Below are 17023 nucleotides of genomic sequence, written 5' to 3'. Positions count from 1 at the left end.
ACAATCGGACATTTTGAAGATGAAAAATCAACAGTACTTTATGGGAAATGTGGATCTCATTGCGAATGTGACCATACAGAACATACAAAAGCTTAATAATTAAGAAAAAACGCCTACACATGTAGGCGTTTTTTTAATAGATTGTAGTTGTATGTCCGACTGTTGCAACGATTGCATCATCTCTAATAGGAATAAATCCTATTGATGTTTGTGGCGTGTTAGGAGAGGCATATTGACTCATCATACGGCTATCAATACGAGTAATAAAATCGGTTAAATAAGCTGAAATAAAAGCATAAGGAATCCTTCGTTCATTCAATGAATAAATAATTTCCTCTTTCGTTTTTACGCCTACGCCATGTCCGTAAAAAAAGAAGTTTCCTAGATAGATTGTATTTTCTCCTTGCCACTCAATCGTAGCTGGATTAACTTGTGGGTTTTTAAAGTAAACGAGGTCACCTGGAACGATATCGCCACTCGTTTTTGTTATGAGCTTTAAGTCGCGATCGTAGTCCCATGTATAAAGTAAGAGGTTTGCGAATAGACGGTTGAAAGTTTTTTCCTCATATAATGATAGTAATGCTTTGTAAAAAATGATAATCATTGCGGTGGCACATTCAGTTCCATATAGTTTTCCGTTTTTAAAAATATCTTGGATGGCAATAGAGGATGGTACGTTTGGGAGTAGTTGAAATCCGCCAAGTGATGTTCTTTCCCAAAACTGAGGGTTGCAAAAAGATTGTTGAAATGTACGAAACTGAAAGCCACTTTGAAAAAGTTCTAGCGCGGAAGTAATAATATTAACTCGTAAATTAAGATCAAAGCTGAGTTCATCGGCTGTTCGGAAGGAATGAACTTCTTGATTTCCAGCCATTATGGATAAAATCTGTTGTTTTTCAGCTGCAAATGGCTCATATTCATTTGTGATATAAGGGTGTACAATAGAACGGCCTATCACAATCATAAGGGTATCCCCACCTATACGTTACAGATTTCGCGATACGGAAAATCCCATATTGGACTTTAGTCCGCCTTTAAGCATAGGATGAAAGTATCGCTTTTTCATAGAAAAACATTTATATTTTGGTATACGTTAACTATCGACAAGTACAAGTCTTTAAAACGCCAATGTGTTCCTTGAATAAAAGATATCATATGGAGTTCGATATCCGAATTCAAGCATGATATGTGTCGTCAAGAACAAAGCGCTAAAACACTTGAACACGAATCTGTACGGTTAGTACCGTAGCTCACGAACCTATACGGTCTGTTGTGAGAGTGGTGATGGCACACCGCAATCTAGCGCGTTAGCGATACCAGAAATGGACTTCGCCTTTCATAGCAAGAGTCCCACTGACGTTAGTCAGCTGGCCCCATAAGGGGTGGGAATGTCAAATTCTTTAGTATCGTATGAAAAAAAGAGAAAAAAGGTGAAAGAAAAGCCTATCAACTGATAGGCTTGTACTCTTTAATAACACGTAATGTTTGTAATGTCATATCTTCGGGACCTTGTACAGGTAACCCAGCTTCTAAATTTTTACGAATATACTCTAAGTTATCTTGTGTAATAATTTCCCCCGGAGTAAAGATTGGAATCCCTGGCGGATAAACCATAACAAAATCAGCTATAATACGACCTGCTGCGTTTTCAAATGGAATGACTTCTGTTTCTGAATAAAAAGCATCTCTAGGAGAAAGTGCTAGCACAGGTATTTCTGGTATTTCTACTTGTACCTGAACACCTTTATCTGCTCTATTTCCATATGTTGCTGCTAAATCTTGTAATGCTGTAATAAGTATATCTGTTTCACTTTCTGTATCTCCAAATGTGATAAGACAAAGTATGTTATATAAATCAGAGAGTTCTACTTCAATGTTGTAATGTTCTCTAAGCCATACTTCAGCCTGATGGCCTGTAATACCTAAATCTTTTACAGATACAATTATCTTTGTAGGATCATAGTTAAAAGTAGCATCTGTACCTAGCATCTCTTTTCCAGGACAATAAAGATGCTCAATAACATTTATAGCATCACGAACATGTTCAGCTAATTGTATTGTTTGTTCTATGAGAGCTGTTCCTTCTGTAGCAAGACGTTTTCTGGCAACATCAAGAGATGCTAACAAAATGTAAGAAGTTGATGTAGTCGTAAGCATGCTAATAATGGATTGAACATGTTTTACGTTAACAAGACCCTCTTTTACATTAAGAATAGAGCTTTGGGTTAAAGACCCTCCTAATTTGTGAACACTTGTTGCTGCCATATCTGCACCTGCTTGCATAGCTGACATCGGCAGTTCATCATGAAAATGGATATGAACACCGTGAGCTTCATCAACAAGTACAGGAATATCGTAAGAATGAGCTAATTCTACAATCTGCTCTAAATCTGCAGCAAATCCAAAATATGTTGGATTTATAACAAGTAAGCCTTTCGCATCTGAGTGCTCTTCAAGAGCTTTTTTGACAGATTGAATTGTGATCCCATGTGAAATACCGAGCTTCGGATCAATCTCAGGATGCATGAAAATTGGTTTTGCACCTGAGAAAATAATAGCTGACATTACTGATTTATGCACATTCCGTGGCACGAGGATTTTATCCCCAGGACCGCACACGCTCATCACCATTGTCATAATTGCACCACTTGTACCTTGAATAGAAAAGAACGTATGATCTGCACCGAAAGCAGCGGCTGCTAAATCCTGTGCTTCTTTAATCATACCTTTTGGATGATGTAAATCATCGAGCGGCGCAATATTAATTAAATCAATTGCTAATGCATTATGCCCAATAAATTCGCGAAATGTAGGATCCATGCCCTGTCCTTTTTTATGACCAGGAATATGGAATTGAACTGGATTTCGCTTACTGTGCTCAACTAAAGTGGTAAACAATGGTGTTTCGTATTGGGACAATCTATACACCCCTTCTTCTTCGTAATATTTATTAGAGTTTGTTTTATATGATTTCATCTCATTCTAAAAGGAAATTAAGATGACAAACTTTTAGAACTTGACTTGTTTTTCTGCCATTCACAAGCGTCTTTTTGGGGATGGTAGTCTCACTTTATTCTCTATAAAACAAAAGCATTATATCACCAATAATTATAGATGTATAGAAAAATCTCATTTTCAAGGTGAGTATGTTTAATAGTTATATTTTAAATAATACAAAGAGGAAGACAATTCCATCGAAATGGATAAATGGTGTATAATGCAGAGTGGCTATAGTGAGGAATAAAAGGTTCTCTTAAAGGTAGCATAATGGAAAAAGAAAGAATACTGAATGAGGTGCAAAAATGGAATATCAATATCCACTTGATTACGATTGGTCAAATGAAGAAATGGTAGCAGTTGTAAAGTTTTATGAAGCGATTGAAAAGGTATATGAAAAAGGAGTTTTGAGAGAAGATTTGATGGAATTATATCGTCGTTTTAAAGAGATTGTGCCATCGAAGGCAGCGGAGAAAACAATTGATAAAGAATTTCAAGAAGTAAGTGGATATTCTATATATCGTACGATTCAAAGAGCAAAAGAAGTAGCGGAAAAAAAGATTGTTAAAATGTAAAAATATTTTGAAAAATAAAATACAAAGTGCTATAATGTGATAACAACTAAAAACGGACAATATAAATTGTCCGTTTTCTACTATCGATTTATCGATTAGAAATCGCATATAAAGGAAGGAGTGATTGCATCGTAGATTCAATCTTAGCAAGGAATTGTTCGTTGGTCATTGCTGAAAACTCCTCTGGTGATATATGAATACCGACTAATAATTCTGCTTTTTTCACAGTAGCTAAACGTTCAATCATCTTTTGTAAGTCTTCCGTTTCAAGCGTTTTATGTGATTTTACACCTGGTTTAGTATGGTCAATGGACCAAACGAAGTCATTTGGAATATTTGTTTTTAAATCATTTAAATGTTCTAAGAAGGCGTGAGCCGTCTCCACTTTTTGTGGACACTCATAGATTAAACCAAAGTATATGAAGGCATGAGTACCCCATAAACCAATTTGGAAGTGTGGTAACATTTTATATCCACGTTTATTTGTTGAAAAAGCAACCCAAGTATCGTTTGGTGGATTGACTTTGCGGCGTGCATGTTTTGCTACATGGTAGAAAAAGTTTTCATCGGTTTGTTGTGATAAATATTCTGCAAACTGTTCCCCTAAAGCTTCTAGCTTAGGATGAATATTCGTTTTAATTGCGCTCATTCGTTCTTCAAGACCATCAACAGTAAAGACTTCAAAATCAGTTGATGTGAATGTTTGTAGTGTCATGATTGTTCCTCCAACTCCTATTTTGTTTTAATTTTAGCATAGCTTGTACTATTCATAAAAAAAACAGCACAAAAAAATTTAAATAAAAAAATATAATTGTGTTGCATAGATGATTTATCCAACATAGTATAGTATAAAACAAAAAATCAGAAAATTGAATCAATTCTAGTCCGAGGGCAGACGAATATTGGGAGGAGGCAAAAAAATGAGACAGGTGATTAATGCGTTAAAGAGAACAGATGCTGAAAAGAGAATTCCGGTGCTACGTTTGGAGCTAGATTATGAATTAGCAACTTTATATGATGCGATGATGGATAACGACAACCAGAAAAAAGAAGAGTGCGTACAAAAATTAGAAGTGTTAAGACTTGAAATGATCCGTTTAGAAGCGTAATAATAGTATATGTATAAATAATTAGTTGGTGCGAACCTTATAAAGGGTTCGTTTTTTCTGTGAACAGTATAGATCGGAGTGTTTAAACATGCAAGAAGTATGGAAAGACATCGATACACACGCGAAACAGTGGATTCGAGAAGCGGGAGAACATTTAATGGCGTCACTGAAAAAAACACTTATTATAGAAACAAAGTCAAATGCAGCTGATCTAGTAACAAACATGGACCGAGAAACGGAGCAGTTTTTAATTGGGAAAATTAAAGAAACATTCCCGGCTCATAATATTTTAGGAGAAGAAGGCTACGGAGATGAGATTACCTCTTCTAATGGGGTTGTTTGGTTAATTGATCCAATTGACGGCACGATGAACTTTGTTCATCAAAAAAGGAATTTTGCAATCTCAATCGGGATTTATGAGAACGGTATCGGAAAGATTGGTCTTATTTATGATCCAGTTCATGACGAACTATATCATGCGGTAAAGGGAGAAGGGGCTTTTTGCAATGATTTAGCTATTCCCATGTTGGAAAAAGGAACGGTAGAGCATGGAATTATAGCTTTGAATGCGATATGGCTTACTGATAATCCATTGCTTAATATGGAAAAAATGATGATGCTCGTTAAGAAGGCGAGAGGTACGAGGTCATATGGTTGTGCAGCGTTAGAAATGGTATATGTTGCAACGGGAAGATTAGATGCATATGTAACACCGCGCTTATCGCCATGGGACTTTGGCGGGGGACAGATTATTGTAGAAGAAGTTGGCGGTAAAGTGACAACGTTCTTGGGAACACCTCTTTCTATTGTAGAGAAAAGCAGTGTGTTAGTTGCAAAACCAGGAGTATACGAAGAATTATTACCATTTGTATCGCAATAATAAAAAAAGTAAGAGGCATAAAGAAGCTTCTTACTTTTTAATGTTATTGCGATTTACGCATTTTTCTTTTTGTTACAAAACCGTATCCGACTGTAACAAATGTGCCGATAATGCAAATGATAATGCCGATGGGACTATTTTCAGCAATCATAATTCCGATACCAATTAAGAAGATAACACCGATAATTGCTGTTAATAAAAAGCGATATTGAATGTGTTCCATTTCTTCACCCTCCAATCTCATTTTACTTTCACAAAAGTAAGAATACAACTATATTTTCATTCTAGATTTTATTTTGATTGCCATTGTATCCCCTTCGCTCTTATAATAGAGAAGGATTAAAAAGACATTAGGAGTTGGACATGTTGAAAAAACGACAAGATTTACGAAATATAGCAATTATTGCCCACGTTGACCATGGTAAAACAACACTTGTTGACCAGTTATTACGTCAAGCGGGGACGTTCCGTGCGAATGAACATATTGAAGAACGCGCAATGGACTCAAATGATCTAGAAAGAGAACGTGGTATTACAATTTTAGCGAAGAATACTGCGATTCACTATGAAGATAAAAGAATTAACATTTTAGATACACCTGGTCACGCTGACTTCGGTGGAGAAGTAGAACGTATCATGAAAATGGTTGATGGTGTTCTACTTGTTGTTGATGCATATGAAGGTTGTATGCCACAAACACGATTTGTTTTAAAGAAAGCTCTTGAGCAAAACTTAACTCCAATCGTTGTTGTAAACAAAATTGACCGTGACTTCGCTCGCCCTGATGAAGTAGTTGATGAAGTAGTTGACTTATTCATCGAACTTGGTGCAAACGAAGATCAATTAGAGTTCCCAGTTGTATTTGCATCAGCAATGAACGGAACAGCAAGCTTAGATTCAAATCCAGCAAATCAAGAAGAGAATATGAAATCATTGTTTGACACAATTATTGAACATATTCCAGCACCAGTTGATAACAGCGAAGAGCCACTTCAATTCCAAGTAGCACTTCTTGATTACAATGACTATGTTGGTCGTATCGGGGTTGGACGCGTATTCCGTGGTACAATGAAAGTAGGACAACAAGTTGCATTAATGAAAGTTGACGGAAGTGTAAAACAATTCCGTGTAACTAAATTATTTGGTTACATTGGATTAAAACGTCAAGAAATTCAAGAAGCAAAAGCTGGAGATTTAGTAGCTGTTTCAGGTATGGAAGACATTAACGTAGGTGAAACGGTATGTCCGGTTGAGCATGAAGAGGCTTTACCATTATTACGTATTGATGAGCCAACACTACAAATGACATTCCTTGTAAATAACAGCCCATTTGCAGGTCGTGAAGGTAAATTCATTACATCTCGTAAAATTGAAGAGCGTCTTCGTTCACAATTAGAAACAGATGTAAGTTTACGTGTAGATAATACAGATTCTCCTGATGCATGGATCGTATCTGGACGCGGGGAATTACATTTATCTATCTTAATTGAAAACATGCGTCGTGAAGGTTATGAACTACAAGTATCTAAGCCTGAAGTAATTATTAAAGATGTCGATGGCGTAAGAAGTGAGCCTGTAGAGCGCGTACAAATCGATGTGCCTGAAGAATACACTGGTTCTATTATGGAATCAATGGGTGCACGTAAAGGTGAAATGTTAGATATGGTGAATAACGGAAACGGTCAAGTTCGCCTTACTTTCATGGTTCCAGCACGTGGTTTAATTGGTTACACAACAGAATTCCTAACATTAACTCGTGGTTATGGTATTTTAAACCACACATTTGATTGCTACCAACCAGTACATGCTGGACAAGTGGGTGGACGTCGCCAAGGTGTTCTAGTTTCACTTGACGCAGGAAAAGCATCACAATACGGTATTATGCAAGTTGAAGATCGCGGTGTAATCTTCGTTGAACCAGGTACAGAAGTATATGCTGGTATGATCGTTGGAGAACATACACGTGAGAATGATTTAACAGTTAACGTTGTAAAAATGAAACAACAAACTAACATTCGTTCTGCAACGAAAGATCAAACGTCAACAATGAAAAAACCACGCTTAATGACTTTAGAAGAGTCATTAGAGTACTTAAACGATGATGAGTTCTGTGAAGTAACTCCAGAATCAATTCGTCTACGTAAAAAGATTCTTGATAAGAGTGAGCGCGAAAGAGCTGCTAAGAAAAAGAAATCTGTTGAAGCATAAAATAATAGAACAGCTACCTTTTATAAAGGTAGCTGTTTTTTTGTTTTATGTTTATTTTTTTGGAATATTTACTCTTTTTTGTGGACAGTATTTTTTTTGCGAGTTACTCTTGTATTAAGTACATAAAGAGAATTTGTTTCATGAGAAGAGGTGAAAGATAGTGTTAGAAAGAATGTCATTTTTCGCGAAACTTTGCAAAGTTGATGAAAATCCAGAGTTAGGGATGTGGTTGCTTTATGGAACAATAATTTTATTAAGTGCACTTGTATATAATTTAGGATTTGCAAGGAAGCTATCGGTACTAAAAAATATGGTGATATATACATCTTTAGCAATTGGATGCACGGTATTAACTTTTTTTGCAGTTTTTTTACCCGTTGGAGAGGGGCTCGTTGTAGCGGCAATTGTACTTGGAATTTATAGACTGCGTTTACGTCAAGCTAAACAACAAAAAACAGGGTGAGAAAAGGAGGGGCTTTCATGCGCTCAGTACAAGATGCATTATATAATTGGTTAACAATTAAAACGGTTGCGGAAGCACGTCCAGATGATAGCGCTGCACAAGAAACGTATGTATTATTTCAAAATATGATATATGAAGAGCATAACTTACGAAATGTAGAAGTTGAAAAGAACGAGGAAATGTATTTGATTACATATGAAATTGATGGAGAAATAAGGTGTGCAAGATTTCCGGTAGAAGCCATTGATTGTTTTTTGGATCAGATGAATCGTGAACCAGAAAAATACAAATAAGTCCTTATCTATATGATTAAGGACTTATTTCCGGTTTACCAATCGTCTTCTACTTTTTTATCACGATATAATCGGAAATTACCACTCGCATGGCGTTCCATAGTACGCTCTGCAATTCGTTCCGTACATTCCATGCATATATATGTATGAATAGGGCGATTACGCAGTTTTTTTGCCATAGGATTTTCGTCATCTAACATATCTTTTTTATCACAAATCATACATTTGACTCTCATTTCGTCACCTCAATACGAATTCTATCAGTATAAGTATATCATGGAAGTATAATGTTTTTGAATAATAGCAGGAAAAAATAATATTTTCGCAATTCGAAAAATAGGTTATGATAAGGATGTATAAATAATATTTGGAGGTGGAAATATGGCGAATGTAGTTGAGCCTACATTGACAGGTGATTTAGTACAATCTTTGCGTAAAGAGTGTATCGTTATGATAGCAACAACAGATTTCGAAAAACAAATTCCTAACGTAAGTGCTATTTCTTGGGTATATGCAGTGAGTGAAACTAGTATTCGATTTGCGGTAGATCAACGCTCACGTATTGTGGGGAATATACGGCATAGTGCAGGGGTTGTATTGACTATAATGGCGAATGAATCCGTATTTTCCATAAGTGGTGAAAGTAAAATTTTAACAGATAGAATGGAAGGGATTCCTCTAAAATTAACGGTAGTAGAAGTGAATGTACAAGAAGTTCGTGATGTTATGTTTTATGGTGCGAAACTTGCTACTGAACCAACATATGAAAAAACATATGATCTTCGAGCTGCTAAAAAGCTTGATAATCAAGTATTAGTAGGAATGAAAGAATTATAAAGAAGATGAATAGGAACATCGTTCATAAACTTTTATAAGTGAGTATTGTGATTTAATGTGAAAAATTATAATAAAAAGTAATATATTGAATAGAAATGAATAAAAAATAAAGAAAAGGTTTAATTTCTATGAATTTCGATTCTACCTCGTTTTTACGGTACATATAATTATAACAATGGTTCGTCCATATTTTATGGATGAAACCCTTGTTCTACAAATTTAAAAGTGGAGTCAGGGGGTAACAGGTTGGATAAAATTTATGTGTTAGATACGAATGTACTTTTGCAGGATCCTTTATCTATTTTTTCATTTGCAACAAATGAAGTAGTGATTCCAGCAGTTGTATTAGAAGAGGTTGATTCGAAAAAACGTTATATGGATGAAGTAGGACGAAATGCTCGCTATGTATCTAAGTTAATCGACAAATTTCGCGAAATAGGAAAGCTGCATGAAAGTATTCCGTTAGAAAACGGCGGTACATTTCGTATTGAATTAAATCATCGCTCATTTGTTCAACTGCAAGATATTTTTGTAGAAAAAACAAATGATAATCGAATTTTAGCGGTAGCGAAAAACCTCTCTTTAGAAGAACAAGAAAAAGAGGACGGAAAATCAGTTATTTTAGTAAGTAAAGATGTACTCGTAAGGGTAAAAGCTGATGCAATCGGATTGCAGGCCGAAGATTATTTAAGTGACCGAGTAATCGAAGTGGAAAATATATATTCAGGATTTTTAGAAGGGTATATATCAAAAGAACAGTTAGATTATTTTTATGAAAAAGGTGAACTACCTTTATCTGAAATCGCAAATCATCCTTTTTATCCAAATCAGTTTGTTGTAATGAAAGATGCACTAGGTGGTTCTAGCTCTGCACTTGGGATTGTGGATCATTTAGGTAAGAAGGTAAAAAAACTTGTTTTTCACAATGAGCAAGTGTGGGGGATACGCCCACGAAACGTGCAGCAAATTATGGGGTTGGAATTGCTACTTCGGGAAGATATTCCACTTGTAACGTTAACAGGGAAAGCCGGTACAGGAAAAACGTTACTTGCATTAGCTTCGGGACTAATGCAAACGGAAGATTTAGGGTTATATAAAAAACTACTTGTCGCGAGACCAATTGTACCGGTAGGAAAAGATATAGGCTATTTACCAGGAGAGAAAGAGGAAAAATTAAGACCGTGGATGCAGCCGATTTTTGATAATCTAGAGTATTTATTCAATACGAAAAAGCCTGGGGAGCTAGATGCTATTTTAGCTGGAATGGGTTCGATTGAAGTAGAAGCGCTTACCTATATACGCGGGAGAAGTATTCCAGATCAGTTTATTATTATTGACGAGGCACAAAATTTAACGAAGCATGAAGTGAAGACGATATTAACAAGGGTAGGCGAAAAAAGTAAGATTGTATTAATGGGGGATCCTCAGCAAATTGATCACCCGTATTTAGATGAATATAATAATGGTTTAACATACGTTGTAGAGAAGTTTAAAGAACAACGTATTAGTGGTCATGTAAAGTTTGTTAAAGGAGAGCGTTCTAATTTAGCACAACTAGCAGCGGATTTATTATAAAAAGGAGTGAGCCTAAGCTCACTCCTTTTTTTCCTTTTAATTATACAATTTAAATGATTGTAAATTTACGGATGTTACGAATCGGGTTTTGTCTATTAGATCCATCATGGAAATATAGATGAACAGGCCCGTCTTCTCGTAATGGTTTACCTTCTTTTGAAAAACCGAGAATAGCTTTATGGGCTGTTTCTAACGGAAGTGTAATTGTATTGTCTGTGGTTTCAATTTCGACTTGAGTAGCATCTTCTAAAATTTCAGCATTTTTAAGAAATGGATGAAGTGGTATGCCAAATGTCCCGTTAATAAGCTGTTCTTTTTTATATTTCTTTACACTTTGTTGTATTGGCGGGAAGGCAGCACCATCACGGATTTCGCGATCCCAATGCTCTGAAGTATGTTTTAAGTATGTTTCTAATTCGGATGATTCTTCTCTAGTTTCATCAAAGTAAGTTGTCAAATCTATTTTTCGATCATCGAAAATCCATACAGTTGGATCGATAGTGATTGGAAAACGAACTTTTCCATTAATAAATAAAATTTCGCTCATTGTTGTTCCCCCATTTGTGTTATACTCCCACTTTTCAGTATAATAGTATTAGGCACTGTTGTCACAAAAAATGTTTCTATTGCAATTTATTAAAACTATCGCTAATATTAATAGATATGAGAGAGTAGGACGGAAACGGAGGGAATCAATTTGGCGTCTGAGACAGTATCAAATCATCAGGAAAAGGCACTAGCCCTTCTACAAGCGGATGCAGAGAAGATTTTAAGACTTATTAAGGTACAAATGGACAATCTTACAATGCCGCAATGTCCATTATATGAAGAAGTATTAGACACACAAATGTTTGGACTATCCCGCGAGGTCGATTTTGCGGTTCGCCTTGGTCTTATTGCAGAAGAACAAGGGAAAGCCATGTTAGGAGAGCTCGAACGTGAGTTGTCTGCACTTCATGAAGCATTTACAAACAAACAACAATAACGGGTTCAAATAAGGGGGCTCAAACTGAAATAGTTTGGGCTTTTTATTTGTATAATAAAGAAGGAAGAACCTATATACATATGGAATACAACAATAATTAAATTGAAACAGAAAGAGGAAATGAAATGAAAAAAGTATGGAAATCGATGGATTATTCATTATTACTTCCTCTTGTTATCTTATGTGTGTTGGGAGTTATAATGGTATATAGTTCTAGTTCCATTGTTGCGATTTCGAGGCATAACTGGCCAGCAAATTACTTTTTTAAAAAACAATTAATTGCTTTAGCTATTGGAACGATAATGTTAGCGATTATCGTTGCTATTCCTTATAAGTTGTGGAGAAAGCGAATAGTTTTGATCGCAATGGGAATAGGGAGTATTGGTCTATTATCAGCAGCCTTGATTTTCGGTAAGGACGTAAATGGTGCAAAAGGATGGATATTAGGTATACAACCAGCTGAGTTTGTGAAAATAACGGTTATTATTACGTTAGCAAACTTTTTTGCTAAGAAACAAGAAACGCAAACAGCTTTTGTACAAGGGATAATTCCTCCTCTAGCTGTTGTTGGTGGAGCGATGGGATTAATTTTACTTCAAAATGACTTAGGTACCGATTTGTTAATTGCGGGAACGGTAGGAATTATGTTTCTTTGTTCGGGAGTCCGGATTAACTTATGGATTAAACGAATTGTTTTAACTTCTATAGTGTGGATTCCGGCACTATATTTTCTCGGAAATTATGCATTAAGCCCATATCAAAAGGCACGTTTTTCAGTTTTTCTTGATCCATTTAGCGATCCGCAAAAGGATGGATTCCAATTAATAAATTCATTTATTGGAATTGCTTCAGGAGAGCTAAACGGTAGAGGATTAGGGAACAGTGTCCAAAAATATGGCTACTTACCAGAACCGCAAACAGATTTTATTATGGCAATTATATCTGAAGAGCTAGGTTTTATTGGTGTAGCTGTTATTTTGATTTGCTTGTTACTCATTATTATTCGTTCATTTAGAATTGCACAAAAGTGTAAAGATCCGTTTGGAAGTTTAATAGCTATCGGAATTGCAAGCTTGCTTGGAGTTCAAACTTTTATAAATGTCGGTGGTATGTCGGGGTTAATACCGCTTACAGGGGTACCGTTACCGTTTGTTAGTTACGGTGGGAGTTCCTTATTAGCTAATCTACTTGCAATGGGCATATTATTAAATATTGCTAGTCAAGTCAAACGACAAGAGAAACAACAAAATGAAATGACTAAAGAAATAGAACAAGGTGGACCACATCTTGTTGTTGTAAAATAAAAAACACATTGAGCTCTAGAGTTCAATGTGTTTTTTATTTTGTTAGGTTTCAAATGTGATATAATATTGATTCTTTTAAAATGAAAAGTATATTACATTTAAGTGAATGTGATATACAATAGTGTTGTTAGAAAAGGAAGAGGTATGCTATACTATTTTTGTGAAACAAATTGATCAGAAAACTTATCATTTGTTGAAAAATAAGGTATGATGGATAAAAATAAAGTGAAGCTTTCTAAGTATAATATAATGTAGAAAGTGAAGAACTTCACGCTCTTTAGAGTGTGTATGTATTTTATCTCTAGAGTGGTAAGAAAATAGAGGGGGAAAATCATGACAAAGCTGCAACGTATTCAAAAAGTATTGGTAGCTAACCGTGGAGAGATAGCAATTCGTGTGTTCCGAGCATGTTCAGAACTTGGATTAAACACAGTTGCGATCTATTCTAAAGAGGATAGCGGTTCTTATCATCGCTATAAAGCCGATGAGTCCTATTTAGTTGGGGAAGGGAAAAAGCCAATTGATGCTTATCTAGATATTGAAGGCATTATTGAGATTGCGAAAAGTAATCATGTAGATGCAATCCACCCTGGATATGGTTTCTTGTCAGAAAATATTCAATTTGCAAAACGTTGTGAAGAAGAAGGGATTATCTTTATCGGTCCAAAAAGTAAGCATTTAGACATGTTTGGAGATAAAGTTAAAGCAAGAACACAAGCGCAGCTAGCACAAATTCCAATTATTCCTGGTAGTGATGGTCCAGTAGATTCAATAGAAGAAGTTAAAGAATTTGCTGAAAAGTATGATTACCCGATTATTATTAAAGCATCCCTTGGTGGCGGCGGTCGCGGTATGCGTATTGTACGTGCTAGTGAAGAATTAAGAGAATCGTATAATCGCGCGAAATCAGAAGCAAAAGCAGCCTTTGGTAATGATGAAGTGTACGTTGAAAAATTCGTTGAAAAACCTAAACATATAGAAGTACAAATTTTAGCAGATGAAGAAGGTAATGTTGTACATTTATATGAGCGTGATTGCTCTGTACAACGACGCCATCAAAAAGTAGTTGAAATTGCACCGAGCGTGTCGCTTTCAGATGATTTGCGCCAGCGTATTTGTGATGCTGCAGTAAAGTTAACGAAAAATGTAAATTATTTAAATGCTGGAACAGTTGAATTCCTAGTGAAAGATGATGAATTTTACTTTATTGAAGTAAACCCACGTGTTCAAGTAGAACATACAATTACAGAAATGATTACAGGAATCGATATTGTTCAATCACAAATTTTAATTGCAGATGGACATGCTTTACATAGCAAGATGGTAAGTGTGCCGAAACAAGAAGAGATTATTGTGCATGGTTATGCAATTCAATCTCGTGTAACGACAGAAGACCCACTTAATAACTTTATGCCGGATACAGGGAAGATTATGGCGTATCGATCAGGCGGTGGTTTTGGTGTGCGTCTTGACACAGGTAATAGTTTCCAAGGTGCAGTTATTACACCGTACTACGACTCTTTACTTGTAAAAGTTACAACTTGGGCGCTTACTTTCGAACAAGCTGCTGCAAAAATGGAACGTAACTTAAAAGAATTCCGTATTCGTGGTATTAAAACAAATATTCCATTCTTAGAGAATGTAGTGAAACATAGAAACTTCTTATCAGGAGAATATGATACTTCGTTTATTGACGCGTCACCTGAACTATTCCTGTTCCCGAAACGTAAAGACCGTGGAACGAAAATGTTAAATTATATTGGTACAGTAACAGTAAATGGTTTCCCAGGAGTAGGGAAACAAGAGAAGCCAATTTTCTCAGATGCTCGTATACCAAGTGTGAAACATTCAGAAACGATTCAAAACGGAACGAAACAAATTTTAGATGAACGTGGAGCAGATGGATTAGTAAAGTGGGTTCAAGATCAAAAACGTGTACTTTTAACGGATACAACATTCCGTGATGGACATCAATCTTTACTTGCAACACGTATTCGTACAAAAGATTTACATCAAATTGCAGAACCGACAGCGAGAATGTTACCAAACTTATTCTCAGCGGAAATGTGGGGCGGTGCAACGTTTGATGTTGCGTATCGCTTCTTAAAAGAAGATCCGTGGGAAAGATTACTAGATCTTCGTGAAAAAATGCCGAATGTTTTATTCCAAATGTTACTTCGTTCTTCAAACGCAGTTGGATACAAAAACTATCCAGATAATTTAATTCAAAAATTTGTAGAATGTTCTGCGCAAGCTGGAATTGATGTGTTCCGTATTTTTGATAGCTTAAACTGGGTAGAAGGTATGAGAGTTGCAATTGATGCTGTACGAGATACTGGTAAAATTGCAGAAGCAACAATGTGTTACACAGGAGACATTCATGATCCGTTACGCAGTAAATATGATTTAAATTATTATAAAAATTTAGCAAAAGAGTTGGAAGCATCAGGAGCTCATATTTTAGGAATTAAAGATATGGCGGGCTTATTAAAGCCAAACGCAGCATATGATTTAGTTTCAGCACTAAAAGAGACGGTGTCGATTCCAATTCACCTGCATACACATGATACGAGCGGAAATGGTATTTTAACGTATACGAAGGCAATTGAAGCAGGTGTTGATATTGTCGATGTAGCGGTGAGTTCTATGGCTGGTCAAACGTCACAGCCAAGTGCGAACACACTATACTATGCGTTAGGTGGAAACGAAAGACAGCCAGATGTTAATATAGATTCATTAGAAAAACTATCTCATTATTGGGAAGATGTACGAAAATACTATGCCCCATTTGAAAGTGGTATGAACGCTCCTCATACAGAGGTATATATGCACGAAATGCCAGGCGGACAGTATAGTAATCTTCAACAACAAGCGAAAGCGGTTGGCTTAGGAGATCGCTTTGATGAAGTTAAAGTGATGTATCGCCGTGTTAATGATATGTTTGGCGATATTGTAAAAGTAACACCATCATCTAAAGTTGTCGGTGATATGGCATTATTTATGGTTCAAAATCATCTGACAGAGCAAGATATTTTAGAACGTGGACATGCTATGGACTTCCCAGGATCTGTTGTTGAAATGTTCTCTGGAGATTTAGGTCAACCATATGGTGGTTTCCCGAAAGAATTACAAAATATTATTTTAAAAGGGAAAGAGCCTTTGACGGTAAGACCAGGTGAATTATTGGAGCCAGTAGATTTTGACGCTTTAAAAGAAGAGTTATTCCACAAACTTGGACGCGAAGTAACAATTTTTGATGTAGTCGCATATGCATTGTATCCAAAAGTGTTTATGGACTACGAAAAAGTTGTTGGGCTTTATGGAAATGTATCTGTGCTTGATACACCTACTTTCTTCTATGGAATGAGACTTGGTGAAGAAATTGATGTAGAAATCGAACAAGGTAAAACATTGATGGTTAAACTAGTTTCCATTGGGGAGCCACAGCCAGATGGAAATCGTGTGCTTTACTTGGAATTTAATGGACAACCGCGTGAAATCGTAGTGAAAGATGAAAGCGTGAAAGCAACTGTTGCACAGCGTGTGAAGGGGAATCGTGAAAATCCAAATCATATTAGCGCAACGATGCCGGGAACTGTTATTAAAGTAGTTGTAAAAGAAGGCGATGAAGTGAAAAAAGGTGATTCCATGGCAATTACAGAAGCGATGAAAATGGAAACAACGGTTCAAGCGCCATTTAATGGTAAAGTGAAAAAAGTACATGTAAATGATGGGGATGCAATTCAAACGGGAGATTTACTCATTGAATTAGATCATTAAAATAAAGAAAAAGAGCT

General features: G+C 36.0%; 18 protein-coding genes. 12 read left to right on the top strand and 6 right to left on the bottom strand.

Annotated elements, in window-relative coordinates; all coding sequences use genetic code 11:
* Window positions 1-96 (top strand): GapA-binding peptide SR1P (locus tag JTF23_RS05665; RefSeq protein ID WP_204208261.1); only part of this gene is annotated, 96 nt, incomplete at its 5' end.
* Between the two features lie 37 nt (window positions 97-133).
* On the opposite strand, the gene JTF23_RS05660 is transcribed toward JTF23_RS05665, so the two are convergent.
* Entirely contained in the window at window positions 134-964 is an 831-nt protein-coding gene (locus tag JTF23_RS05660; protein WP_002160678.1) for a protein-glutamine gamma-glutamyltransferase, read from the bottom strand.
* A gap of 482 nt (window positions 965-1446) precedes the next feature.
* Window positions 1447-2919: an arginine decarboxylase gene (gene speA, locus JTF23_RS05655; RefSeq protein WP_002160679.1), complete on the bottom strand. Its 1473-nt coding sequence runs from the start codon at window positions 2917-2919 to the stop codon at window positions 1447-1449.
* A gap of 383 nt (window positions 2920-3302) precedes the next feature.
* Between speA and JTF23_RS05650 the strand changes: the two genes are divergently transcribed.
* Entirely contained in the window at window positions 3303-3572 is a 270-nt protein-coding gene (locus JTF23_RS05650) for a UPF0223 family protein (RefSeq protein ID WP_002146003.1), read from the top strand.
* Between the two features lie 88 nt (window positions 3573-3660).
* Here JTF23_RS05650 and JTF23_RS05645 read toward each other — a convergent pair whose 3' ends face one another.
* Window positions 3661-4287: a YktB family protein gene (locus tag JTF23_RS05645; RefSeq protein ID WP_002160680.1), complete on the bottom strand. Its 627-nt coding sequence runs from the start codon at window positions 4285-4287 to the stop codon at window positions 3661-3663.
* Window positions 4288-4492: 205 nt separating this feature from the next.
* Between JTF23_RS05645 and JTF23_RS05640 the strand changes: the two genes are divergently transcribed.
* Together JTF23_RS05640 and JTF23_RS05635 are read left to right on the top strand one after the other, a co-directional pair.
* Window positions 4493-4681 carry a hypothetical protein gene (locus JTF23_RS05640; RefSeq protein WP_002088326.1) on the top strand — a complete coding sequence of 63 codons (189 nt, stop codon included), beginning with the start codon at window positions 4493-4495 and terminating at the stop codon, window positions 4679-4681.
* 88 nt (window positions 4682-4769) lie between these two features.
* Window positions 4770-5561, top strand: a complete 792-nt coding sequence (locus JTF23_RS05635) for an inositol monophosphatase family protein (protein ID WP_078181626.1) — start codon at window positions 4770-4772, stop codon at window positions 5559-5561.
* A 43-nt stretch (window positions 5562-5604) separates the two neighbouring features.
* Here the strand turns inward: JTF23_RS05635 and JTF23_RS05630 are convergent, their stop codons facing one another.
* Window positions 5605-5784 carry a DUF5325 family protein gene (locus JTF23_RS05630; RefSeq protein ID WP_000400127.1) on the bottom strand — a complete coding sequence of 60 codons (180 nt, stop codon included), beginning with the start codon at window positions 5782-5784 and terminating at the stop codon, window positions 5605-5607.
* A 140-nt stretch (window positions 5785-5924) separates the two neighbouring features.
* On the opposite strand from JTF23_RS05630, the gene typA reads away from it, so the two are divergent.
* From typA to JTF23_RS05615, 3 genes are all read left to right on the top strand, one after another.
* Entirely contained in the window at window positions 5925-7769 is a 1845-nt protein-coding gene (gene typA, locus JTF23_RS05625) for a translational GTPase TypA (protein WP_078172902.1), read from the top strand.
* Between the two features lie 160 nt (window positions 7770-7929).
* On the top strand, window positions 7930-8232 hold the full coding sequence (locus JTF23_RS05620) for a YlaH-like family protein (RefSeq protein ID WP_204208258.1): 303 nt from the start codon (window positions 7930-7932) through the stop codon (window positions 8230-8232).
* 17 nt (window positions 8233-8249) lie between these two features.
* Entirely contained in the window at window positions 8250-8525 is a 276-nt protein-coding gene (locus JTF23_RS05615) for a hypothetical protein (RefSeq protein ID WP_204208257.1), read from the top strand.
* Between the two features lie 35 nt (window positions 8526-8560).
* Here JTF23_RS05615 and JTF23_RS05610 read toward each other — a convergent pair whose 3' ends face one another.
* A complete protein-coding gene (locus tag JTF23_RS05610; RefSeq protein ID WP_204208256.1) occupies window positions 8561-8761 on the bottom strand; it encodes a YlaI family protein in 201 nt (66 codons plus the stop codon).
* 145 nt (window positions 8762-8906) lie between these two features.
* Between JTF23_RS05610 and JTF23_RS05605 the strand changes: the two genes are divergently transcribed.
* Window positions 8907-9362, top strand: a complete 456-nt coding sequence (locus JTF23_RS05605) for a PNPOx family protein (RefSeq protein WP_002033724.1) — start codon at window positions 8907-8909, stop codon at window positions 9360-9362.
* Between the two features lie 246 nt (window positions 9363-9608).
* The gene (locus JTF23_RS05600; RefSeq protein WP_204208255.1) at window positions 9609-10937 is read left to right on the top strand and encodes a PhoH family protein; all 1329 of its coding nucleotides are present in this window, start codon (window positions 9609-9611) and stop codon (window positions 10935-10937) included.
* Between the two features lie 49 nt (window positions 10938-10986).
* Here the strand turns inward: JTF23_RS05600 and JTF23_RS05595 are convergent, their stop codons facing one another.
* A complete protein-coding gene (locus JTF23_RS05595; protein WP_078172903.1) occupies window positions 10987-11484 on the bottom strand; it encodes a hypothetical protein in 498 nt (165 codons plus the stop codon).
* A 150-nt stretch (window positions 11485-11634) separates the two neighbouring features.
* On the opposite strand from JTF23_RS05595, the gene JTF23_RS05590 reads away from it, so the two are divergent.
* The 3 genes from JTF23_RS05590 (at window position 11635) to pyc (ending at window position 17006) form a co-directional block, all read left to right on the top strand.
* A complete protein-coding gene (locus JTF23_RS05590) occupies window positions 11635-11922 on the top strand; it encodes an Fpa/YlaN family protein (protein WP_000135698.1) in 288 nt (95 codons plus the stop codon).
* Window positions 11923-12047: 125 nt separating this feature from the next.
* Window positions 12048-13226 (top strand): putative lipid II flippase FtsW, encoded by a 1179-nt coding sequence (gene ftsW, locus JTF23_RS05585; RefSeq protein WP_002160686.1) that lies wholly within the window; start codon window positions 12048-12050, stop codon window positions 13224-13226.
* A gap of 333 nt (window positions 13227-13559) precedes the next feature.
* Complete coding sequence (gene pyc / locus JTF23_RS05580; RefSeq protein WP_204208254.1) at window positions 13560-17006, top strand: pyruvate carboxylase; 3447 nt, start codon at window positions 13560-13562, stop codon at window positions 17004-17006.
* Window positions 17007-17023: the final 17 nt, after the last annotated feature.

Source organism: Bacillus sp. RIT 809 (assembly GCF_016892495.1).
GTDB classification, from domain to species: domain Bacteria; phylum Bacillota; class Bacilli; order Bacillales; family Bacillaceae_G; genus Bacillus_A; species Bacillus_A cereus_U.
This window is presented reverse-complemented; position numbering and strand designations above follow the sequence as displayed.